Genomic DNA, 21,578 nt, shown 5'->3' on the forward strand with positions numbered 1-21,578 from the left:
GGGACGGGGACGGGCCGGTGCGGGACGAAGAGCGCGGTACACGGGAGCTGCCGGCCGAGGGCACACGTTCTCCGAACGAGGCGCGACGCACGGCGGACGGCATCGACGGCATCCCCGAGCAGGCCCGGCCGCATCCGGAGGACGAGACCTCGCCCGGGGCCGTCGTTCCGGGCGACGGGCAGCGGACCGGGGAGAGCCCCGTCCGGCCCGTCCGAGCGGAGGCGAGGGCTCGGGAAAGGGCAACGGGCGGGACGATGAGCGAGCACGAGCGACACTCCGAGGGCCACGCGCCGGGTGCACGGGGCACGCAGGGCACACGGCACGACCCGCAGGACCGCAGCGGTGCGCGCCTCCTGTTCGCCGAGCTGCGCACGCTGGAGAAGGAGAGTCCGGAGTACGCGGAGCTGCGCAATCGGCTGGTCCGCATGCACCTGCCGCTGGTCGAGCACCTCGCGCGCCGCTTCCGCAACCGCGGCGAGCCCCTGGACGACCTGACCCAGGTCGCCACCATCGGCCTGATCAAGTCGGTGGACCGCTTCGACCCGGACCGCGGCGTGGAGTTCTCCACGTACGCGACGCCCACGGTCGTCGGCGAGATCAAGCGGCACTTCCGGGACAAGGGCTGGGCGGTGCGCGTCCCGCGCCGGCTCCAGGAGCTGAGGCTGGCCCTGACCACGGCCACGGCGGAGCTGTCCCAGCTGCACGGCCGCTCCCCCACGGTCCACGAGCTGGCCGAGAAGCTGTCGATCTCGGAGGAGGAGGTCCTGGAGGGCCTGGAGTCGGCCAACGCGTACTCCACGCTGTCCCTGGACGTCCCCGACACCGACGACGAGTCCCCGGCGGTCGCCGACACCCTCGGCGCCGAGGACGAGGCCCTGGAGGGCGTCGAGTACCGGGAGTCGCTCAAGCCGCTCCTGGAGGACCTGCCACCGCGGGAGAAGCGCATCCTGCTGCTGCGCTTCTTCGGCAACATGACCCAGTCCCAGATCGCGCAGGAGGTCGGCATCTCCCAGATGCACGTGTCCCGGCTGCTGGCCCGCACGCTGGCACAGCTGCGGGAGAAGCTGCTCGTCGAGGAGTGACCGCCGGCCGGCGGGTGCCTTACGGCTGCTTCCCGGCGTTGCCGGGCCCCCGGATGCCGAGGGCCTGGGTGGTCGTCGGATTGACGAGCAGCACCAGCGCGGTGACGGCCACCACACCGAGCACGATGCCCGCCGGGACGGCCAGGCTGTCGGCCCGCACCATGTTGTAGGCGACCGGCAGCGCCATGATCTGCGTGATCACGGCGGGCCCCCGGCTCCAGCCGCGTCGGGCGACCAGTCCGCGGGCGGCGAGCAGCGGCAGCAGGGCGAGGACGATCAGGGTGACTCCGCCGGTGACGGCCGAGGTCCGGTCGTCGGGGTGTCCGGTGAGGCCCTCCACCAGCATCCAGACGCCGCCGACGACGAGCGCCAGCCCCTCCAGCGCGGCGATCGCGGCCGCGGCCGTCAGCCGGCCGGGGCGCGGGCCCGCCTCTTCGGCGGTTGCGGAGGCGGGGGTGGGGGTCTGCTCACTGCTCACCCCGAAAGGGTAGCCCTCCGCGCGCCCGCGTCCGCCGCGGTGTCCCGCGTATCACGCGTGCCGTCCGCCGGTGACCATCTTCACCTCGGTCTGGGCCGAGTACCACCCAGTAGGTACCCTGCACACCATGCGTGCACTTCTCGTGGTCAATCCGGCGGCAACCACCACGAGTGCGCGCACGCGCGACGTGCTGATCCACGCGCTCGCGAGCGAGATGAAGCTGGAGGCGGTCACCACCGAGTACCGCGGCCACGCGCGCGACCTCGGCCGCCAGGCGGCGCAGAGCGACGACATCGACCTGGTGGTGGCCCTCGGCGGCGACGGCACGGTGAACGAGGTCGTCAACGGCCTGCTGCACGCGGGCCCCGACCCGGAGCACCTGCCCGGTCTCGCGGTGGTCCCCGGCGGTTCCACCAACGTCTTCGCCCGCGCCCTCGGCCTGCCCAACCACGCGGTGGAGGCCACCGGAGCCCTGCTGGACGCCCTGCGCGAGGGCAGCGAGCGGACCGTCGGCCTGGGGCTGGCGTCGGGTACGCCCGGCTCGGAGGACGAGGGGGTTCCGGCCCGCTGGTTCACCTTCAACGCCGGTCTGGGGTTCGACGCCGGGGTGGTCGGCCGTGTCGAGCAGCACCGCGAGCGCGGCAAGAAGTCGACGCACGCCCTCTACGTCCGCCAGGTGGTGCGCCAGCTCATCGGCGAACCGCACCGCCGCAGCGGGACGATCACTCTGGAGCGGGCGGGCGAGGACCCGGTCACCGATCTGGTCCTGTCCATAGTTTCGAACACCTGCCCCTGGACGTTCCTCGGGAATCGCCCGATCTACGCCTCCCCCGAGGCGTCGTTCGACACCGCCCTCGACGTGTTCGGCCTCAGCCGGCTGTCGACGGCCGCGGTTGCCCGGTATGGCACCCAGTTGCTCACTTCGTCCCCCGAGCGCGGGCCGCGGGGCCGCCATGCGGTCTCCCTGCACGATCTGACCGAGTTCACCTTGCATTCGAAGGTGCCCCTGCCCCTTCAGATGGACGGTGACCACCTGGGGTTGCGGACTAGCGTGACGTTCACAGGCGTACGCCGTGCACTGCGTGTGATTGTGTGAGCAGAAGGGGCGAAAGTCCTTTCACTCGAACGTTTAGACCAGGATCCACCCCATGGAAGTACGGCTGTGACCTAGTCGACACCGAAGAATCAAAAAAAACTTTCCGGAAGGGGTTGTATCCGCCGCCGAGGTTTGCGAGTCTCTTCTTGGCGATCGGGACAGCCCGCAGGACCGGCATCCACAGATCACCGGAACCCCTCTTCAAACCACAGGACCACGCCAGGGAACCTGGCGGTAGGCCCTTCCCTTGTTGAGGGATTCGTGAAAGCGTTCACATTCACAAGCATCCCAGCATGTAATACCAAGGAGAGGTAGCAGCCATGGACTGGCGTCACCGCGCCGTTTGCCGCGAGGAAGACCCCGAGCTCTTCTTCCCCATCGGCAACACCGGTCCCGCGCTGCTGCAGATCGAGGAAGCCAAGGCCGTCTGCCGTCGCTGCCCCGTCATGGAGCAGTGCCTGCAGTGGGCGCTCGAGTCCGGTCAGGACTCCGGCGTCTGGGGTGGTCTCAGCGAGGACGAGCGCCGCGCAATGAAGCGCCGTGCCGCCCGCAACCGGGCTCGTCAGGCCTCCGCCTGACAACCCACCCCTACTGACAGCCTCAGCTTGGCGGCGCGTGTGCCTGACGGCATTACTCCGTAGACAGCGAGTACGCATCCCCCGCTCCCGAGCCGCAGCGCGCAGTACCCCCGATGCGCATCGGACGATGTATCGCACGAGCACTGGCCTCGGACCTTCACCGGTCCGGGGCTTTTTGCTGTGCCCACCGCCCAACGGCCGCTACTTCTCGGCGGGCACCGGGATGTCGAGGATCACCCGGCACCCGCGTTCCCCGGCCTGGACCATGTCGAAGGCGCCGCCCAGCTCGCCCTCGACCAGGGTGCGGACGATCTGCAGGCCGAGGTTGCCGGAGCGGTGCGGGTCGAAGTCCTCGGGCAGTCCGACCCCGTCGTCCTGGACGGTGACCAGCAGCCGGGCCTCCTTGGTCGTGCCGCCGCGGACCGCCGAGACCTCGACCGTGCCGGTGTCGCCGTCCCGGAAGCCGTGCTCGAGGGCGTTCTGCAGCACCTCGGTCAGCACCATGGACAGCGGGGTGGCGACCTCGGCGTCGAGGATGCCGAAGCGTCCGGTGCGCCGGCCGGTGACCTTGCCCGGCGAGATCTCCGCCACCATCGCCAGCACGCGGTCGGCGATCTCGTCGAACTCCACGCGCTCGTCCAGGTTCTGGGAGAGCGTCTCGTGCACGATCGCGATCGAGCCGACCCGGCGCACGGCCTCCTCCAGCGCCTCGCGGCCCCGGTCGGACTCGATGCGCCGGGCCTGCAGGCGCAGCAGGGCCGCCACCGTCTGGAGGTTGTTCTTCACCCGGTGGTGGATCTCCCGGATCGTGGCGTCCTTGGTGATCAGTTCGCGTTCGCGGCGGCGCAGTTCCGTCACGTCGCGCAGGAGGACCAGCGAACCGATGCGGGTGCCCTTGGGTTTGAGCGGGATGGCGCGGAACTGGATCACCCCGTCGTGCGCCTCGATCTCGAACTCCCGCGGCGCCCAGCCGCTGGCCACCTTGGCGAGCGCCTCGTCCACCGGTCCGCGGGAGGGGGCGAGTTCGGCGGTGGTACGGCCGAGGTGATGCCCCACCAGGTCGGCGGCCAGGCCCATGCGGTGGTAGGCCGACAGCGCGTTCGGGGAGGCGTACTGGACGATGCCGTCGCCGTCCACCCGGATCAGGCCGTCGCCGACGCGGGGCGAGGCGTCCATGTCGACCTGCTGGTTCTCGAACGGGAAGGCGCCGGCCGCGATCATCTGGGCCAGGTCGGAGGCGCTCTGCAGGTAGGTGAGCTCCAGCCGGCTCGGCGTACGCACCGTGAGCAGGTTGGTGTTGCGGGCGATGACCCCGAGGACGCGTCCCTGGCGGCGCACGGGGATGGACTCGACGCGGACCGGGACCTCCTCGCGCCACTCGGGGTCGCCCTCGCGCACGATGCGGCCCTCGTCCAGGGCGGCGTCCAGCATGGGGCGCCGGCCGCGCGGGACGAGGTGGCCGACCATGTCGTCCTGGTACGAGGTGGGGCCGGTGTTGGGCCGCATCTGGGCGACCGAGACGTAGCGCGTGCCGTCGCGGGTGGGGACCCACAGGACCAGGTCGGCGAAGGAGAGGTCGGAGAGGAGCTGCCACTCCGAGACCAGCAGATGGAGCCACTCGAGGTCGGAGTCGTCGAGCGCGGTGTGCTGGCGTACGAGTTCGTTCATGGAGGGCACGGGGCCGAGCGTACCTGGCGGTACGGACAGCGCTCGAAACCAGCCACTCTCCACTGCGCCCCGCCCCCGACGCGGTCGGCGAGACCCCGGAAACACCCGCGGGCCGCGGCGCCTGAGAGGGACCCTCAGCCCTCTCGGCACCGCAGCCCGGAGCAACATCGGCCGTGGGGTGTGCGGTCCCGGTCGGCCGAAGGATGAGGAGCCGGAGCAGTCAGGGCAGAGAGCGCCGGTTCCTCGGTCCGTCCTCCTGTGCGGGGAGGGCGGAAGCCTGACGATCAGCTTGCGTGAGCGACACGGTCAGTTCCTCAGCAACCATTGTGGACTAGACCACTAACCGTGTCCATGCGGTGGACGTTGTTTGTTGTTGGTGACTTGTGCCGACCGCGCCACCGCCCGGACAGCCGCCAGAAGCCTAACCCCGTTGGCTCAACCTCGGGGCCAGACCGCCAGGGCAATTTCCGCGAGCGCCTCCAGGTCCGCCCGGCTCGCGCCGTCGCGCGCCTGCTGGGACATGCCCTGGATCATCGCACCGGTGTACCGGGCGAGCGCGGCGGCATCGGTGTCCGGCGGCAGCACGCCCTCGTCCACGTCGGCGCCGATCCGGGTCTCGATGGCGGCGATGTTCGCGTTGCGCCGCTGCCGCAGGGACTCCTCCACCTCGGCGGTCGAACAGTTGGCGGCCGCGTGGATGACGAGGCAGCCGTGCGGCCGGCCGGGGGCCGTGTACTCGGCGGCGGCCTCGCGCAGCATCCTCGCTATGCCCGCACGCGCGGTCGGCTCCTCGGCGAGGGCGCGCTCGCCGAACGAGCCGTACCGCACCCCGTACTCCTGGACGACCTCCTCGAAGAGCGAGCGCTTGTCACCGAAGGCGGCGTAGAGGCTCGGGGTCCCGATGTCCATGGCCCGCGTCAGGTCGGAGACGGACGTGGCCTCGTACCCGTGCTCCCAGAACGCCAGCAGCGCCGCCTCCAGCGCCGTCGCCCGGTCGAAGGAGCGCGGACGGCCGCGGGTCCTGGCCGCGCCCCTTGAACCGGGCGACGGCGCGGGCGCCCCGGACCGTTCACTCTTCTCACCGCTCACCATGGAGTGCATTTTATAGCGACCCCTAGAAAAAGTCGCCATCCCGTTGTAGCGTCATTTCTGTAGCGACCACTAGCGAAATGAGGGGGACGCCGGAATGGGCGTGCTTGCGGGCAGGACGGCACTCGTCACGGGGGCGAGCAGGGGCATCGGGCGGGGCATCGCGGAGCGGCTCGGCCGCGACGGCGCCCGGGTCGCGGTGCACTACGGGAGGAACGAGGCGGCGGCGAAGGAGACGGTCGCCGCGATCGAGGCCGGGGGCGGCTCGGCGTTCACGATCAGGGCCGACCTGGGCGCTCCGGGTGCCGCCGAGACCCTGTGGGAGCAGTTCGACAGACACGCCGACGGACTGGACGTGCTGGTGAACAACGCGGGGATCGGCAACACCCGCCCCATCGGGGAGATAGGGGAGGCGGAGTACGACGCGGTCTTCACGGTCAACGTGAAGGCACCGTTCTTCATCCTCAAGCACGGCATGGGGCGGCTGCGCGACGGCGGCCGGGTCATCAACATCTCGTCGGGCCTGGCCCGCACGGCGGTGATGCCGGACAACATGGCGTACGCGATGACGAAGGGCGCGCTGGACGTGTTCTCCCGCGACCTCTCCAAGGTGCTGGGCACCCGGGGCATCACGGTGAACTCGGTGGCGCCCGGCATCATCGAGACGGACAACACGGCCGGGATGCTGCACGGGAGCGAGGGCGGCTGGGAGCGGGCGGCGGCGTTCTCCGCGCTGGGCGGGGTGGGGGCGCCGGCCGAGGTGGCCGACGTGGTCGCGTTCCTCGCCTCGCACGGGGGCCGGTGGGTCACGGGCAGCTGGGTGGACGCCACGGGAGGTTCGCTGACCTGACACCACGGCCGGAACACCGCCACCCGCCTGACCGTTTCAGCGCGACCGCGAGGTCCCGCTCTGTTAGATTGGTCTAAACCACATAGCCAGTCCCGGGCCCCGGGTGAGTCCTCTCTTCGAAACGGCAGGCCAGCGTGGAAGTTGTCATCGTTCCCGATGCCAAGGCGGGCGGCGAACTCATAGCCGAAGCCATGGCGCAGTTGCTCCGGCGCAAGCCCGACGCCCTGCTCGGGGTGGCCACCGGCTCGACGCCGCTGCCCGTGTACGAGGCGCTGGCGGCCAAGGTGCGCTCGGGTGCCGTGGACACCGCACGGGCGCGGATCGCCCAGCTCGACGAGTACGTGGGGCTCCCCGCGGAGCACCCGGAGTCCTACCGCTCGGTGCTGCGGCGCGAGGTGCTCGAACCGCTGGGCATCGACATGGACGCGTTCATGGGTCCCGACGGGACGGCCGCGGACGTGCAGGCGGCGTGCGAGGCCTACGACGCGGCGCTGGGCGCGACCGGCGGGGTCGACCTCCAGCTGCTGGGCATCGGCACGGACGGGCACATCGGCTTCAACGAGCCGTGCTCCTCGCTCGCCTCGCGGACGCGGATCAAGACCCTGACCGAGCAGACCCGGGTCGACAACGCACGCTTCTTCGACGGTGACATCGAGCAGGTGCCGCACCACGTGATCACCCAGGGCATCGGCACCATCCTGGAGGCGCGGCACGTGGTGCTGCTCGCCACCGGCGAGGGCAAGGCCGACGCGGTCGCCGCGAGCGTCGAGGGTCCGGTCGCGGCCGTGTGCCCGGCCTCCGCCCTGCAGCTGCACCCGCATGCCACGGTCGTCGTCGACGAGGCCGCCGCGTCCAAGCTCAAGCTCGCCGACTACTTCCGGCACACCTACGCCCACAAGCCGGACTGGCAGGGCATCTGACGCGTCCCGTCCCGTCCCGGGCCCGCGGGACGGACACCTACGCGCGCGGAAGGCGCCGGATCCCGTCACCGGGCCCCGGCGCCTTCGTCGTACCCGCACAGCCACCGGCACCGCGACCACGTCCCAGCCGCACCGTCCCGGGGCACGGCACCGGCCGCCGCGTCCGTTCTCCCGTCGGCGCCGGGGGCGACGCGGGACCGGACGGAGGGAGGGGCGGGGGGGGGCGGGCCGTCGCCAGGGCCCGGCCCTCGGCGGAGCCCCGCGCGGCCACCCACGCTGAAGGCGCCGGCCCCGTCGAGGGACCGGCGCCTTCGGTGGGCGACGAGTGGTCGTCAGACGCCCGCGATGGCCTCCGCCGCCGCTCGGCCGCAGACCCGGGCCGCGCCGTGGGTGGCCAGGTGGAGCGCGCCGCGGGGTTCCGCACGCGGGACGCCCATCTCGACGACGACCGTGTCGGGCCGGGCCGCCAGCAGGACGTCGAGGGCCGCCGCCATCCAGGGGTGGCGGTGCTCGTCGCGGACGACGGCGACGATGCGCCGCGAGCCCGCCGCGGCCAGCGCCTCGGAGCCCGCGTCGGCCCCGTTGAAGCTGCCGGTCTCCGTGCCCGGGAGCAGCCGGCCCAGCTCGGCCGCCACGCCCCACGGGGTCTCGTCGCCGACCGCGATGTTCGCCACCGGCGTGAGCGCGGCGACGTACGGCGGCTCGGTGAGCGGCGCGGGCTCCCCCGCGACGGTGACGCGCAGTGCGCGGCGGGCCGCACGCAGGCCGACGTCGCCGTCGGCCGTGTCCGAAGCGCCGTCGGCAGGACGGTTCTCCGCGGCCCACCGGGACAGCGACCGGACGCGTTCGGCCGCGTCGGCCAGGCGCTCCTCGGGCAGTTCGCCCGCGCGCACGGCCTCGACCAGCGCGTCGCTCAGCCGCCGTACGGTGCCCTCGTCGTGCAGGCCGCCGCCCACGCAGATCGCGTCGGCACCGGCGGCGATGGCCATGACGGTGCCGCGTTCGATGCCGTAGGTGCCGGCGATGGCCTTCATCTCGATGCCGTCGGTGACGATGAGCCCGTCGTAGCCCAGTTCGCCGCGGAGCAGGTCGGTCAGGATGCGCCGGGACAACGTTGCCGGGAGCTCCGGGTCCAGGGCCGGGACCAGGATGTGGGCGCTCATCACCGCGCGGCTGCCGGCGGCGATGGCCGCGCGGAAGGGCACCAGGTCGCGCTCGGCCAGCACGTCGGCGCCCACGTCGATGCGCGGCATGGAGTGGTGGGAGTCGATGCCCGTGTCGCCGTGCCCCGGGAAGTGCTTGGCGGAGGTGGCCACGCCCGCGGACTGCATCCCGGTGATGTAGGCGGCGGTGTGCCGGGCGACCAGGTCGGTGTCGGAGCCGAAGGCGCGCACCCCGATCACCGGGTTGTCCGGGTTGGAGTTCACGTCGGCGGACGGCGCCCAGTTGAAGTTGACGCCCGCGGCGGCGAGCCGGCGGCCCAGTTCCGCGGCCACCGCCCGGGTGAGCCCGACGTCGTCCACCGCGCCGAGGGCGTGGTTGCCGGGGAAGGAGGAGCCGGTGCGCACCTCGAGACGGGTGACGTCGCCGCCCTCCTCGTCGATCGCGACCAGCAGGTCCTCGCGCTCGGCGCGCAGCTGTGCGGTCAGGGCGGCCACCTGCTCGGGCGAGGTGACGTTGCGCCCGAACAGGGCAACGGACGCCAGCCCTTCGCCGATGCGGCGCAGCAGCCAGTCGGGGGCGGTGGTGCCGGCGAAGCCGGGCTGGAGGACGGCGAGCGCGTCGCGCGTGAGGGTGTCGGTGGCCCTGGCGAGGGTCGTCATCGGTGGTGCTATCCCTTCACGGCGCCGGCGGTCAGGCCACTGACGGCCTTGCGCTGGAGGTAGACGAAGAGGATCAGGATCGGGATGGCGAACAGGGAGGAGGCGGCCATGGTCGCGCCCCAGTTGTCGCCGAAGACGGTCTGGAAGCTGGTCAGCCACAGCGGCAGGGTCTGGGACTCCGCCTCCTTGTTGACGACCAGGACGAGCGGCAGCTCGTTCCAGGCGGTGATGAAGCCGAACATCGAGGTGGACATCAGGCCCGGGGCGAGCAGCGGCAGGATGACGCGGCGGAAGGCCTGGACCCGGGTGCAGCCGTCGACCATCGCCGACTCCTCCAGCTCCTTCGGCACCGCGGCGACGAAGCCGCGCAGCGTCAGGATGGTGAAGGGCAGGATCATCATCATGTAGAAGAGCGTGAGCGGCACCAGGCTGTTCAGCATCGACGCGTCGCGCACGATCATGTAGATCGCGATGACCATGACTTCCCAGGGTGCCATCTGGGCGAGCATGAAGCCGACGATGAAGCCACGCCGGCCCTTGAACCGCATCCGCGCCAGGGCGAAGGATCCGGCCAGCGCGATGACCAGCGAGAAGACGACCGCACAGACGGTGACGATGAGCGAGTTGCTCACGTACGTCCAGAAGTGGTCGGCCTCGGTCGCGGTCTTGAAGTGCTCGAAGGTGACGTCGGTCGGGAACCAGACCGGGTCCTCCGAGATGATGTCCCCGGTCGGCTTGAAGGCCGTGGCGAACATCCAGTAGACGGGGAAGACGAGGCCGATGAACAGGACGACGGCCGTGACGTTGGGCCACACGCGGCCGAAGAGCGAGCGCTTCACAGCTCGTCCTCCTCTTGCTTGAGCACGATCCTGAGGTAGTACGCGGTCAGGCCGAGCAGGATCAGGATGGTCAGGACCGCGATCGCCGCACCCATGCCGTAGTGCTGGTTGCCGACGCCCTCGATGTAGGCGTAGACGGGCAGGATCTCGGTGAGACGGTCCGGTCCGCCGCCGTTGAACGTGTAGACCTGGACGAAGGCCTTGAAGATCCAGATGACTTCGAGGAACGTCGTCGCGTAGAGGAACGGGCGCAGGAACGGCAGGGTGACCGAGGTGAAGCTGCGCCACATGCCGGCCCCGTCGAGGGCGGCGGCCTCGTACAGCTCGTCGGGGATGGTGGTGGTCGCCGCGTACAGGTTGATCGCGACGAACGGGACGGACATCCAGACGATCAGCACGGTGACGACGAAGAAGGTCGAGAACTGGCTGCCGGTCCAGCTGAAGTCGGCCATGGAGTGCCAGCCGAGCTTGTCGAGCACCCAGTTGACGACACCGAAGCGCTGGGCGAAGAGCCACTGGTAGACGGTGGTCGCGGCGACCACGGGCATGGCCCACGCCAGTACCAGGCCGATCATCAGCACGAACCGCATCACCCTGCCGAGGCGGGCGAGCAGCAGTCCGATCAGACCGCCCACCACCATGGTGAGGACGACGTTGACCGCGGTGAAGATGATGGAACGGAGGGTGACGCGCCAGAAGTCCTCGCCGGTGAGGACCTCCTTGTAGTTGTCGAAGCCGGTCCACTCGGTGACGTGCTGGATCAGCTGCGCCATGTTGAGGTTCTGGAAGGACAGCAGGCCGTCCTTCACCAGCGGCCAGCCGAGCAGCAGCACGGTGGCCGCGGCGGCGGGCAGCAGCAGCAGATACGGGGCCAGCGCGCCGGCGCGCGACGCGGCTCTCGCTCTGGGCCCGCCGGTTCCCCCACCGTCCGCCTTGCGGACGTCCGACGGGCCTGAGGGCGGCCGTTCGGTCTGCACGGTCATGCTCGCGGTCTCTCTCTTCTCGACCTGTTCACCTCGACGCCGGGGCGGGGGCCGTCGTGTGTCAGCCCCCGCCCCGGCTCACCCGGTGCTACTGCTGCTGCGCCAGGCGCTTGTTGAACTCGCCCTCGACCTGCTTGGCGGCGTCGGCCGGGGACTTCCCCTTCATGACGGCCGTCAGGTACGTCTTGATCGGGTTCGGGTCGTTCTCGACGGCGGCCCACTCCGGGATCAGCGGCGTGGTGTCACCGGTACCGGCGGCCGGCGCGGCGGCCTCGGCGGCGGCGTTGCCCTTCAGGTTGCTCTGCAGCGCCTCCTTGTTCGGGATGACGCCGTTGGCCTTGGCCAGCGCACCCTCGTACTTGTCGGAGAGCGCGAGCTTCAGGAACTCCTTGGCGAGGTCCTGCTTCTTGCTGCCCGCGGCGACGGCCAGGTTGGAGCCGCCGAGGAAGACGCCCTCGGGCTTGTCCGCCGTGGGGCCGGGGATGGTGAAGTAGCCGAGGTCCTTCTCGATCGCCGGGTTGGTGGCGATCGCGGTGGCGCCCTCCCAGCCCATGCCGATGAAGGAGCCGGTCTTGCCCTTGGCGAAGATCTCACCCTGCTGCGGGGTGGCCTCGTCCTTGTCCTTGGGGGCCTTGGACAGGGCCTGGAACTTCTTGTAGGTCTCGGTGGCGGCGGCGACCTTCGGGTCGGCCAGGTTGGAGACGTACTTGTCGCCGTCCTTCTTGACCAGTTCGCCGCCCTCGCCGATGACCAGGCCCACGAAGTGGTACCAGTTCTGGCCGGGCAGGTAGATCGGCTCGGCGTCGGTCTTCTCACCGATCGTCTTGAGGTCGTTGTAGAACTCGTCGCGGGTCTTGGGCAGCTCCTTGATGCCCGCGTCCGCCCAGATCTTCTTGTTGTAGACGACGACGCGGTTGACCACGAACCACGGGGCCGCGTACTGCTTGCCGTCGAACACCGCGGACTTGTTGAGCGACTCGGACCAGTCGGTGCCGATCTCGCTCTTGAGGTCGCTCAGGTCCGCGAGGCCGCCGGTCTTGGCGTAGGCCGGGGTCTGGGTGTTGCCGATCTCGAAGACGTCGGGCGGGTTCTCCTCGGAGAGAGCGGTGGTCAGCTTCTGCTGAATGCCGTTCCACTTCTGGATCTCGAACTTGACCTTGGCCTTGGTCTTCGCCTCGAACTCCTTGGCGAGGTCCGCCTGCCAGTCGTCGGGCGAGGATCCGTCCATCACCCACACGGTGAGCGTCTCACCGGCGTAGCCGTCGGCGCCGGCCTTCTTGTCGTCGTCACCGCTGTCGCCCCCGCACGCGGCGATCGAGACCATCATGCCCGCGATACCGATCGCGGCTATAAGCTTGCGCTTCACGCCAACCCTCCTCAGGGATGCCACACAACCCCCCTGCCTCCCCGCGGTTGCTCGTCGACGCGGACCGCCCATGGGGCCGGGACCTGGACCAATGGTGTAGACCAGTACGGGGAGCTTGGCCCAGACCAATAGGACTGTCAAGGGTGTTCAAACCCAGTCGTCGCCTCCGTGATGGGACCGAGATATGCAGGGACCTTTCATTGCGCAAGCGACAGATCGGGCGGACCGGGACCGGCTGTACCACCCCCCACCGAATGACGTGCCGCGACCGCCGCGAAGGCGCGTACCAGCGACGCCTGACCGCCCTATGGACTAGACCAAGGGTGTTCCCGCGGGTATACAGAAGGGATCACGGAGCGTGCGGGGGCCATCCCGGCACGAAGCCGTGCCACGATGTGAGCCGTGGCCGACAGGGATAGCGGTCGCTTCGGCACCCGGAGCCGGGAAGGCAGAGCATGAGCACCGACGTCAGCAGTGCGGAGAACGAGGGTGGGGCGACCGTCCGTACCGCGCGCGTGCCCAAGTACTACCGTCTGAAGAAGCATCTGCTCGACATGACCCGGACCCAGACGCCGGGCACACCGGTCCCGCCGGAACGCACCCTGGCCGCCGAGTTCGACACCTCGCGCACGACGGTGCGCCAGGCCCTGCAGGAGCTGGTCGTCGAGGGCCGCCTGGAGCGCATCCAGGGCAAGGGCACCTTCGTCGCCAAGCCCAAGGTGTCGCAGGCGCTGCAACTCACCTCGTACACCGAGGACATGCGGGCCCAGGGCCTCGAACCGACCTCTCAGCTGCTGGACATCGGCTACATCACCGCCGACGATCGGCTCGCCGGACTGCTGGACATCACGGCCGGCGGCCGGGTGCTGCGCATCGAGCGGCTGCGCATGGCCAACGGCGAGCCGATGGCGATCGAGACCACCCACCTCAGCGCCAAGCGCTTCCCCGCCCTGCGCCGCTCCCTGGTGAAGTACACGTCCCTCTACACCGCGCTCGCCGAGGTGTACGACGTCCACCTGGCCGAGGCCGAGGAGACCATCGAGACCTCGCTGGCCACCCCGCGCGAGGCCGGCCTGCTCGGCACCGACGTGGGCCTGCCCATGCTGATGCTCTCCCGGCACTCGCAGGACCGCACCGGTCAGCCGGTGGAGTGGGTGCGGTCGGTCTACCGGGGCGACCGCTACAAGTTCGTGGCCCGCCTCAAGCGGCCCCAGGACTAGACCAAAGCCCGCTCGCCCGGGCCCCAGATTGCGGTTGAGGACCGATATACGGACGAGGTCTTCCGCTGTCTTGACACCGTCACCTACATTTCGTGCGCACTGCACGAGGTGATCAGCGAGGGGACGGAGCCGCGCATGTCAGAAGACACAGAAGTGAGCAGAGAGCCGGTGGTGACGCCGGTGCGCGTCGTCATCGGGCTCTGTCTCGTCGCACCGTTCGTGGCCATGCTGTGGGTCGGTTCGTACACCAAGACGGACCCGGACTTCATCGGCATCCCGTTCTTCTACTGGTACCAGATGGCCTGGGTGCTGATCTCCACCCTGCTCACGGTGACCGCGTACAAGCTGTGGCAGCGCGACCAGCGCGGGCGCCGGGAAGGCGGGACCAAGTGAACGACGGCGTGAACGGCGTCGCACTCGCCGTCTTCATCTTCTTCTTCGTCCTCGTCACCGCCATGGGCTTCCTGGCCGCCCGCTGGCGCAAGGCCGAGAACGAGCACAGCCTCGACGAGTGGGGCCTCGGCGGCCGCTCGTTCGGCACCTGGGTCACCTGGTTCCTGCTGGGCGGCGACCTGTACACCGCGTACACCTTCGTGGCCGTCCCGGCGGCGATCTACGCGGCGGGCGCGGCCGGCTTCTTCGCGGTGCCGTACACGATCCTGGTCTACCCGCTGATCTTCACCTTCCTGCCCCGCCTGTGGTCGGTCTCGCACAAGCACGGGTACGTGACGACCTCGGACTTCGTACGCGGCCGGTTCGGCTCCAAGGGTCTGTCGCTGGCGGTCGCCGTCACCGGCATCCTGGCGACCATGCCGTACATCGCGCTCCAGCTGGTCGGTATCCAGGCCGTCCTGGACGTGATGGGCGTCGGCGGCGGCGAGGACACCAACTGGTTCGTCAAGGACCTGCCGCTGCTGATCGCCTTCGGTGTGCTGGCGGCGTACACCTACTCGTCGGGACTGCGCGCGCCCGCGCTGATCGCGTTCGTGAAGGACACGCTGATCTACATCGTCATCGCGGTGGCGATCATCTACATCCCGATCAAGCTGGGCGGCTTCGACGACATCTTCGCCTCGGCGAGCGACAAGTTCACCGCGTCGGGCAAGGGTGGAGTGGTGCCCGACTCGGGGGGCCAGTGGACGTACGCGACGCTGGCGCTCGGCTCGGCCCTGGCGCTGTTCATGTACCCGCACTCGATCACCGCGACGCTGTCCTCGCGCAGCCGTAACGTGATCCGCCGCAACACCACGATCCTGCCGCTGTACTCGCTGATGCTGGGTCTGCTCGCGCTGCTCGGCTTCATGGCGATCGCGGCCGGGGTCAAGGTGGACAACGGCCAGCTGGCGATCCCGCAGCTGTTCGAGAACATGTTCCCGGACTGGTTCGCGGGCGTGGCGTTCGCGGCGATCGGCATCGGCGCCCTGGTCCCGGCGGCGATCATGTCGATCGCGGCCGCGAACCTCTTCACCCGCAACATCTACAAGGACTTCATCAAGCCGGACGCCACGCCGCAGCAGGAGACCAAGGTCTCCAAGCTGGTGTCGCTCCTGGTGAAGGTGGGCGCGCTGATCTTCGTCCTGGGCATGGACAAGACCGTCGCGATCAACTTCCAGCTGCTGGGCGGCATCTGGATCCTGCAGACCTTCCCGGCCCTGGTCGGCGGCCTGTTCACCCGCTGGTTCCACCGCTGGGCGCTGCTCGGCGGCTGGGCGGTCGGCATGGTCTACGGCACGGTCGCCGCCTACGGTGTCGCCTCGCCGACGCAGAAGCACTTCGGCGGCTCCTCCGACGAGATCCCCGGCATCGGCGAGATCGGCTACATCGGCCTCACCGCCTTCGTGCTGAACGTGCTGGTCACCGTGGTCCTCACCTTCGTCCTGAGGGCGGTCAAGGCGCCCGACGGCGTCGACGAGACCAAGCCGAGCGACTACACGGCGGACGCCGGCGACCCGGGCGTCCAGGTGGAACTGCCGCCGGCCACGGCGGGCAGCTCGCACTGATCCCCAGTTCGAGGCGGGCCGCCGGAGAAATCCGGCGGCCCGTTGTCGTACCCGTGGGGCACACTCGGCGTCATGGACTTCGTGATCCGGCGGGCGACGGCCGAGGAGTACGACACCCTCGGCGAGATCACCGCGCAGGCCTACCTGCGCGACGGCCTCCTCGACTTCGGGGAGAGCGACTCCTACCTGGTCGAGCTGCGGAACGTGGCCAAGCGCGCCGCCGCCGCGGAGGTGCTGGTCGCCGCGGCGGACGGCCGGGTGCTCGGCGGCGTGACCTTCGTGCCGTCCGGCGGTCCCATGGCGGACATCGCACGCCCCGGCGAGGCCGAGATACGCATGCTCGCCGTCGCCCGCGAGGCACGCGGCCGCGGGGCGGGCGAGGCCCTGGTGCGGGCCTGCGCCGACCGGGCCCGGGCCGTCGAGGGCTGCCGGAGCGTCGTGCTGTCGACCCAGGCCAGCATGCGCACCGCCCACCGCCTCTACGAGCGCCTGGGCTTCGTCCGCACGCCCGACCGCGACTGGAACCCCCTGCCGGAGCTGGACGACATCATGCTGCTCGCCTACGCACTGACGCTCTGACCCAGCTGCGGCACCCCGCCACAACACCCCGTCGGGACACAACATCTGGGGGTGCTCGCGTCACCGGGCACAAGATGTATGCTCGTGCTCGCTGTCGCCGCAGGGGAATCCGGTGCGAATCCGGAACTGTCCCGCAACGGTGTACTTGCGTGCATCCGTACGTCTTCACACGTGCGCGCACGCCTGTCCAGTCCGAGGACCTGCCGACGGTGCGCCCGGCCGCCCTGGCCCGGGTGCCATGACGTCCGGGCCTCGTGGAGTGGGCCGGTGGACGCGACGCCGCGTGCGCTCGTGAGCTGCCTCCTGCCCTCCCTCCGCCGGGCCTCGTGCCGAGCGAGGGAGTGCTCCACGTGACCATCGCGCCAGCCGATCCGGCTTCAGCGACCCCGGTGACGGCGACCGGGGAACCCGACGGACCCGGTGCCGCCCTGCTGCGGACCCTGACCGGGCTGACCGCCGACCTCCCCGGCGCCGACCCCGGCCGGGTGGCCGCCGCCGCACTGCGCGGCCGGTCCGCCCGCGCCGACGAGGCCGAGCTGCGCGAGCTGGCCACCGAGGCCGCCGCCGGTCTGATCTCCGAGGACCCGGTCTACTCCCGGCTGGCCGCCCGCCTGCTGACCATCGGCATCCGCGCCGAGGCCGCCTCCCAGGGCGTCGTCACCTTCACCGACTCCGTCGCCACCGGCCACCGCGAGGGCCTGATCGCCGACCGCACCGCCGCCTTCGTACGGCTGCACGCGGGCCGCCTGGACGCGCTGGTCGACCAGGACGCCGACGACCGCTTCGGCTACTTCGGCCTGCGTACGCTCTACAGCCGCTACCTGCTCCGGCATCCGATCACCCGCAAGGCCGTCGAGACTCCCCAGCACTTCCTGCTGCGGGTCGCCGCCGGACTCGCCGAGGACGACACGGTCCGCGCCGTGGACGAGGTCGCGGCCCTGTACGGCCTGATGAGCCGCCTGGACTACCTGCCCTCCTCCCCCACCCTCTTCAACTCCGGCACCCGGCACGCCCAGATGTCGTCCTGCTACCTCCTGGACTCCCCCAAGGACGAGCTGGACTCCCTCTACGACCGCCTGCACCAGGTCGCCCGCCTGTCCAAGCACGCCGGCGGCATCGGCATCGCCTACTCCCGCGTCCGCGCCCGGGGTTCGCTGATCCGCGGCACCAACGGGCACTCCAACGGCATCGTCCCGTTCCTGAAGACGCTGGACGCCTCGGTGGCGGCCGTGAACCAGGGCGGCCGGCGCAAGGGCGCGGCGGCGGTCTACCTGGAGACCTGGCACGCGGACGTCGAGGAGTTCCTGGAGCTGCGGGACAACACCGGCGAGGACGCCCGCCGTACGCACAACCTGAACCTCGCGCACTGGATCCCGGACGAGTTCATGCGCCGGGTGGACGCCGACGGGACCTGGTCGCTGTTCTCCCCCGCCGACGTGCCGGAGCTGACGGACCTGTGGGGCGAGGAGTTCGACGCGGCCTACCGCAGGGCGGAGGAGGCGGGGCTCGCCCGCCGGACGCTGCCCGCCCGGGAGCTGTACGGCCGCATGATGCGCACCCTCGCGCAGACCGGCAACGGCTGGATGACCTTCAAGGACACCGCCAACCGCACGGCCAACCAGACCGCGGTCCCCGGCCACGTCGTCCACTCCTCCAACCTCTGCACGGAGATCCTGGAGGTCACCGACGACGGGGAGACGGCGGTCTGCAACCTGGGCTCGGTCAACCTGGGCGCCTTCGTCGACCCCGCGAAGGGCGACATGGACTGGGAGCGCCTGGACACCACCGTCCGCACCGCGGTCACCTTCCTGGACCGGGTCGTCGACATCAACTTCTACCCGACCGAGCAGGCGGGCCGCTCCAACGCCCGCTGGCGCCCGGTCGGCCTCGGCGCGATGGGCCTCCAGGACGTCTTCTTCCAGCTCCGGCTGCCCTTCGACTCCCCCGGGGCGAAGGCCCTGTCCACCCGCATCGCCGAGCGGATCATGCTCGCCGCGTACGAGACCTCCGCCGACCTCGCCGAGCGGGGCGGCCCGCTGCCGGCCTGGGAGAAGACCCGCACGGCCCGGGGGGTGCTGCACCCGGACCACTACGGCGTCGAGCCCGCCTGGCCGGAGCGCTGGGCCGCGCTGCGCGAGCGCATGGCGACGACCGGGCTGCGCAACTCCCTGCTGCTGGCCATCGCGCCGACCGCGACCATCGCCTCCATCGCCGGTGTCTACGAGTGCATCGAGCCGCAGGTGTCCAACCTGTTCAAGCGCGAGACGCTGTCGGGCGAGTTCCTCCAGGTCAACTCCTACCTGGTGGACGACCTCAAGCGGCTCGGCGTGTGGGACGCCCGCACCCGTGAGGCGCTGCGCGAGGCCAACGGCTCGGTGCAGGGCTTCAGCTGGATTCCCGAGGACGTGCGGGCGCTGTACCGCACCGCCTGGGAGATCCCGCAGCGCGGCCTGATCGACATGGCCGCCGCCCGCACCCCGTACCTCGACCAGGCCCAGTCGCTGAACCTGTTCCTGGAGACGCCGACCATCGGGAAGCTCTCCTCGATGTACGCGTACGCCTGGAAGCAGGGCCTGAAGACCACGTACTACCTGCGCTCGCGACCGGCGACCCGGATCGCCCGCGCCGCGGCCCGCGCCACCACCGTGCCCGTGCAGGCCGCCCCGGACCCCGAAGCGGTCGCCTGCTCCCTGGAAAACCCCGAGTCCTGCGAGGCCTGCCAGTAATGACCACCGAGACCCCCGCGAACCCCACCACGAAGAACCTGCTCGACCCGGGCTTCGAACTGACCCTGCGCCCCATGCGCTACCCGGACTTCTACGAGCGCTACCGGGACGCCATCAAGAACACCTGGCACGTCGAGGAGGTCGACCTCCACTCGGACGTCGCCGACCTGGCGAAGCTCAGCCCGATGGAGCAGCACCTGATCGGCCGGCTCGTGGCCTTCTTCGCCACCGGCGACTCGATCGTCGCGAACAACCTGGTGCTGACCCTCTACAAGCACATCAACTCCCCCGAGGCGCGGCTGTACCTGTCCCGCCAGCTCTTCGAGGAGGCCGTCCACGTCCAGTTCTATCTGACGCTGCTGGACACCTACCTGCCCGACCCGGAGGACCGCGCCGCCGCCTTCGCGGCCGTGGAGAACATCCCGTCCATCCGGGAGAAGGCCGAGTTCTGCTTCCGGTGGATGGACTCGGTCGAGTCGATCGACCGCCTGGAGACCAAGGCCGACCGGCGCCGCTTCCTGCTCAACCTGATCTGCTTCGCGGCGTGCATCGAGGGCCTGTTCTTCTACGGCGCCTTCGCCTACGTCTACTGGTTCCGCAGCCGGGGGCTGCTGCACGGTCTGGCCACCGGCACCAACTGGGTGTTCCGGGACGAGACGATGCACATGTCCTTCGCGTTCGACGTCGTCGACACCGTGCGCAAGGAGGAGCCGGAGCTGTTCGACGACCAGCTCCGGGAGCAGGTCACCGACATGCTGAGGGAGGCCGTCGAGGCCGAGCTGCAGTTCGCGCGCGACCTGTGCGGTGACGGCCTCCCGGGCATGAACACCGACTCGATGCGGCAGTACCTGGAGTGCGTGGCCGACCAGCGTCTGACGCGGCTCGGCTTCGCCCCGGTGTACGGCTCCGAGAACCCCTTCTCCTTCATGGAGCTGCAGGGCGTTCAGGAGTTGACCAACTTCTTCGAGCGGCGCCCCTCGGCGTACCAGGTGGCGGTGGAGGGCACCGTCGACCTGGACGAGGACTTCTGAGTCCTCCGGGTCTCCTTCCCGTGGCGGGTGCGGGTCTCCCCGTCCTCCTGGGCCTCCCTGATCTGGCGGTCGATGCGCCTGTCGCGCACGATCCCGATCACCGAGGGGAGGATCATGAGGACGAGGAGTCCGAAGGTCGCGAGCATTCCGACAAGGGCTTCGATCTGGTTTCCGGTCATGACACCACTGTCGCGCCGGATACTCCTTACCGGGAGTGGCAGGACTGCCGTAAGGCCTCGATTTCCTGCCACCGGGGAGGCACACTGGCGGCATGCTGCAGAACGTGGCCGCCGTCCTGCTGGACGGTGCGCATCCCTTCGAACTAGGCGTGATCTGCGAGGTCTTCGGCATCGACCGGAGCGACGAGGGCCTGCCGGGGTACGACTTCGCGGTGGTCTCCGCGGAGGGCCCCACGCTGGGCACCCACGTCGGCGGGCTGACCGTCTCCACGCCGTACGGTCTGGAGCGGCTGGAGGAGGCCGACCTGATCGCGGTGCCGGCGGGCAGCGACTTCGTCCGCCGGGAGTACCCGCCCGACCTGCTGGACGCCCTGCGCAGGGCGACGGACCGGGGCACCCGCGTCCTGAGCGTGTGCTCCGGCGTCTTCGTGCTGGGCGCCGCCGGCCTGCTGGAGGGGCGGCGGTGCGCGGTGCACTGGCACCACGCGGCCGAGCTGGCCCGTCAGCACCCGGGGGCCCGGGTCGAGCCGGACGTGCTCTACGTCGACGAGGACCCGGTGATCACCTCGGCCGGGACCGCCGCCGGCATCGACGCCTGCCTGCACATCGTGCGCAAGGAGCAGGGCCCGGAGGTCGCCAACCGGATCGCCCGGCGCATGGTGGTGCCGCCGCACCGGGACGGCGGGCAGGCGCAGTACATCGAACGGCCGCTGCCGCGCTCCTCCTGCGACACCGTCGGCGAGGTGCTGGCCTGGATGGAGCAGCACCTCGACGAGGAGGTCACGGTCGAGCAGCTGGCGGTCCGTGCCCACATGTCCCCGCGCACTTTCGCCCGCCGCTTCCAGCAGGAGACCGGGACGACCCCCTACCGCTGGATCCTGCGCCAGCGCGTACTGCTGGCCCAGCGGCTGCTGGAAGCGACGGACGAGACGATGGACACGATCGCCTGGCGCGCCGGTTTCGGCACGGCGGCGGCCCTGAGGCACCAGTTCACCAGGGCCCTGGGCACCACCCCGCACGCCTACCGGCGCACCTTCCGGGGCCCGGAGGCCGCCGCCTGACCCGTCCGGG

20 protein-coding genes and 1 riboswitch are annotated in these 21,578 nt (G+C 70.4%); of the genes, 12 read left to right on the forward strand and 8 right to left on the reverse strand.

The features are described 5' to 3' along the window. Positions 1 to 17: 17 nt before the first annotated feature. Positions 18 to 1,082: an RNA polymerase sigma factor SigF gene (locus ACH4D3_RS21090; protein WP_398324061.1), complete on the forward strand. Its 1,065-nt coding sequence runs from the start codon at positions 18 to 20 to the stop codon at positions 1,080 to 1,082. Positions 1,083 to 1,101: 19 nt separating this feature from the next. On the opposite strand, the gene ACH4D3_RS21095 is transcribed toward ACH4D3_RS21090, so the two are convergent. Next, a complete protein-coding gene (locus ACH4D3_RS21095; RefSeq protein ID WP_398324063.1) occupies positions 1,102 to 1,560 on the reverse strand; it encodes a hypothetical protein in 459 nt (152 codons plus the stop codon). A gap of 127 nt (positions 1,561 to 1,687) precedes the next feature. Here ACH4D3_RS21095 and ACH4D3_RS21100 point away from each other — a divergent pair, with 127 nt between their 5' ends. Both ACH4D3_RS21100 and ACH4D3_RS21105 read left to right on the forward strand, forming a co-directional pair. After that, complete coding sequence (locus tag ACH4D3_RS21100) at positions 1,688 to 2,656, forward strand: diacylglycerol/lipid kinase family protein (RefSeq protein ID WP_398324065.1); 969 nt, start codon at positions 1,688 to 1,690, stop codon at positions 2,654 to 2,656. Positions 2,657 to 2,976: 320 nt separating this feature from the next. Further along, positions 2,977 to 3,234, forward strand: coding sequence for a WhiB family transcriptional regulator (locus ACH4D3_RS21105; RefSeq protein ID WP_003973730.1), 258 nt, complete (start codon positions 2,977 to 2,979; stop codon positions 3,232 to 3,234). A 201-nt stretch (positions 3,235 to 3,435) separates the two neighbouring features. On the opposite strand, the gene ACH4D3_RS21110 is transcribed toward ACH4D3_RS21105, so the two are convergent. Together ACH4D3_RS21110 and ACH4D3_RS21115 are read right to left on the reverse strand one after the other, a co-directional pair. Next, entirely contained in the window at positions 3,436 to 4,911 is a 1,476-nt protein-coding gene (locus ACH4D3_RS21110) for a PAS domain-containing sensor histidine kinase (protein WP_398324067.1), read from the reverse strand. Between the two features lie 426 nt (positions 4,912 to 5,337). Then, positions 5,338 to 5,994: a TetR/AcrR family transcriptional regulator gene (locus tag ACH4D3_RS21115; protein WP_398324069.1), complete on the reverse strand. Its 657-nt coding sequence runs from the start codon at positions 5,992 to 5,994 to the stop codon at positions 5,338 to 5,340. Positions 5,995 to 6,088: 94 nt separating this feature from the next. On the opposite strand from ACH4D3_RS21115, the gene ACH4D3_RS21120 reads away from it, so the two are divergent. Together ACH4D3_RS21120 and nagB are read left to right on the forward strand one after the other, a co-directional pair. Further along, positions 6,089 to 6,841 carry an SDR family oxidoreductase gene (locus tag ACH4D3_RS21120; RefSeq protein WP_398324070.1) on the forward strand — a complete coding sequence of 251 codons (753 nt, stop codon included), beginning with the start codon at positions 6,089 to 6,091 and terminating at the stop codon, positions 6,839 to 6,841. A 134-nt stretch (positions 6,842 to 6,975) separates the two neighbouring features. Next, positions 6,976 to 7,761, forward strand: coding sequence for a glucosamine-6-phosphate deaminase (nagB, locus tag ACH4D3_RS21125; protein ID WP_398324071.1), 786 nt, complete (start codon positions 6,976 to 6,978; stop codon positions 7,759 to 7,761). A gap of 332 nt (positions 7,762 to 8,093) precedes the next feature. Here nagB and ACH4D3_RS21130 read toward each other — a convergent pair whose 3' ends face one another. The 4 genes from ACH4D3_RS21130 to dasA all read right to left on the reverse strand — a co-directional run bounded on the left by ACH4D3_RS21130 (position 8,094) and on the right by dasA (position 12,772). Next, on the reverse strand, positions 8,094 to 9,584 hold the full coding sequence (locus ACH4D3_RS21130; RefSeq protein ID WP_398324072.1) for a glycoside hydrolase family 3 protein: 1,491 nt from the start codon (positions 9,582 to 9,584) through the stop codon (positions 8,094 to 8,096). Positions 9,585 to 9,592: 8 nt separating this feature from the next. After that, positions 9,593 to 10,423 carry a carbohydrate ABC transporter permease gene (locus ACH4D3_RS21135; RefSeq protein WP_398324074.1) on the reverse strand — a complete coding sequence of 277 codons (831 nt, stop codon included), beginning with the start codon at positions 10,421 to 10,423 and terminating at the stop codon, positions 9,593 to 9,595. Continuing rightward, positions 10,420 to 11,406, reverse strand: coding sequence for a carbohydrate ABC transporter permease (locus tag ACH4D3_RS21140; protein ID WP_109033353.1), 987 nt, complete (start codon positions 11,404 to 11,406; stop codon positions 10,420 to 10,422). The genes ACH4D3_RS21135 and ACH4D3_RS21140 overlap by 4 nt, the downstream gene beginning before the upstream one ends. An 88-nt stretch (positions 11,407 to 11,494) precedes the next feature. Then, entirely contained in the window at positions 11,495 to 12,772 is a 1,278-nt protein-coding gene (dasA, locus tag ACH4D3_RS21145) for a N,N'-diacetylchitobiose ABC transporter substrate-binding protein DasA (protein WP_398324077.1), read from the reverse strand. A gap of 455 nt (positions 12,773 to 13,227) precedes the next feature. Between dasA and ACH4D3_RS21150 the strand changes: the two genes are divergently transcribed. The 6 genes from ACH4D3_RS21150 (at position 13,228) to ACH4D3_RS21175 (ending at position 20,328) form a co-directional block, all read left to right on the forward strand. After that, positions 13,228 to 13,992: a GntR family transcriptional regulator gene (locus ACH4D3_RS21150; protein ID WP_003973740.1), complete on the forward strand. Its 765-nt coding sequence runs from the start codon at positions 13,228 to 13,230 to the stop codon at positions 13,990 to 13,992. A gap of 135 nt (positions 13,993 to 14,127) precedes the next feature. Beyond that, positions 14,128 to 14,385, forward strand: coding sequence for a DUF3311 domain-containing protein (locus tag ACH4D3_RS21155; protein ID WP_007444567.1), 258 nt, complete (start codon positions 14,128 to 14,130; stop codon positions 14,383 to 14,385). Next, positions 14,382 to 15,992 (forward strand): monocarboxylate uptake permease MctP, encoded by a 1,611-nt coding sequence (gene mctP / locus ACH4D3_RS21160; protein ID WP_398324079.1) that lies wholly within the window; start codon positions 14,382 to 14,384, stop codon positions 15,990 to 15,992. Before ACH4D3_RS21155 ends, mctP begins: the two co-directional genes overlap by 4 nt. A gap of 72 nt (positions 15,993 to 16,064) precedes the next feature. Next, positions 16,065 to 16,571: a GNAT family N-acetyltransferase gene (locus tag ACH4D3_RS21165; protein ID WP_398324081.1), complete on the forward strand. Its 507-nt coding sequence runs from the start codon at positions 16,065 to 16,067 to the stop codon at positions 16,569 to 16,571. A 61-nt stretch (positions 16,572 to 16,632) separates the two neighbouring features. After that, positions 16,633 to 16,794: riboswitch (cobalamin riboswitch) on the forward strand. 127 nt (positions 16,795 to 16,921) lie between these two features. Next, the gene (locus tag ACH4D3_RS21170) at positions 16,922 to 19,297 is read left to right on the forward strand and encodes a ribonucleoside-diphosphate reductase subunit alpha (RefSeq protein ID WP_398324083.1); all 2,376 of its coding nucleotides are present in this window, start codon (positions 16,922 to 16,924) and stop codon (positions 19,295 to 19,297) included. Continuing rightward, the gene (locus ACH4D3_RS21175) at positions 19,297 to 20,328 is read left to right on the forward strand and encodes a ribonucleotide-diphosphate reductase subunit beta (protein ID WP_398324085.1); all 1,032 of its coding nucleotides are present in this window, start codon (positions 19,297 to 19,299) and stop codon (positions 20,326 to 20,328) included. The genes ACH4D3_RS21170 and ACH4D3_RS21175 overlap by 1 nt, the downstream gene beginning before the upstream one ends. On the opposite strand, the gene ACH4D3_RS21180 is transcribed toward ACH4D3_RS21175, so the two are convergent. After that, positions 20,241 to 20,507: a hypothetical protein gene (locus ACH4D3_RS21180; protein ID WP_398324086.1), complete on the reverse strand. Its 267-nt coding sequence runs from the start codon at positions 20,505 to 20,507 to the stop codon at positions 20,241 to 20,243. The genes ACH4D3_RS21175 and ACH4D3_RS21180 overlap by 88 nt on opposite strands. 92 nt (positions 20,508 to 20,599) lie before the next feature. Between ACH4D3_RS21180 and ACH4D3_RS21185 the strand changes: the two genes are divergently transcribed. Then, positions 20,600 to 21,568 carry a GlxA family transcriptional regulator gene (locus ACH4D3_RS21185; protein WP_398324088.1) on the forward strand — a complete coding sequence of 323 codons (969 nt, stop codon included), beginning with the start codon at positions 20,600 to 20,602 and terminating at the stop codon, positions 21,566 to 21,568. Positions 21,569 to 21,578: the final 10 nt, after the last annotated feature.

The sequence above is a fragment of the Streptomyces sp. NPDC018026 genome (assembly GCF_044327745.1).
Classification (GTDB): domain Bacteria; phylum Actinomycetota; class Actinomycetes; order Streptomycetales; family Streptomycetaceae; genus Streptomyces; species Streptomyces rubrogriseus.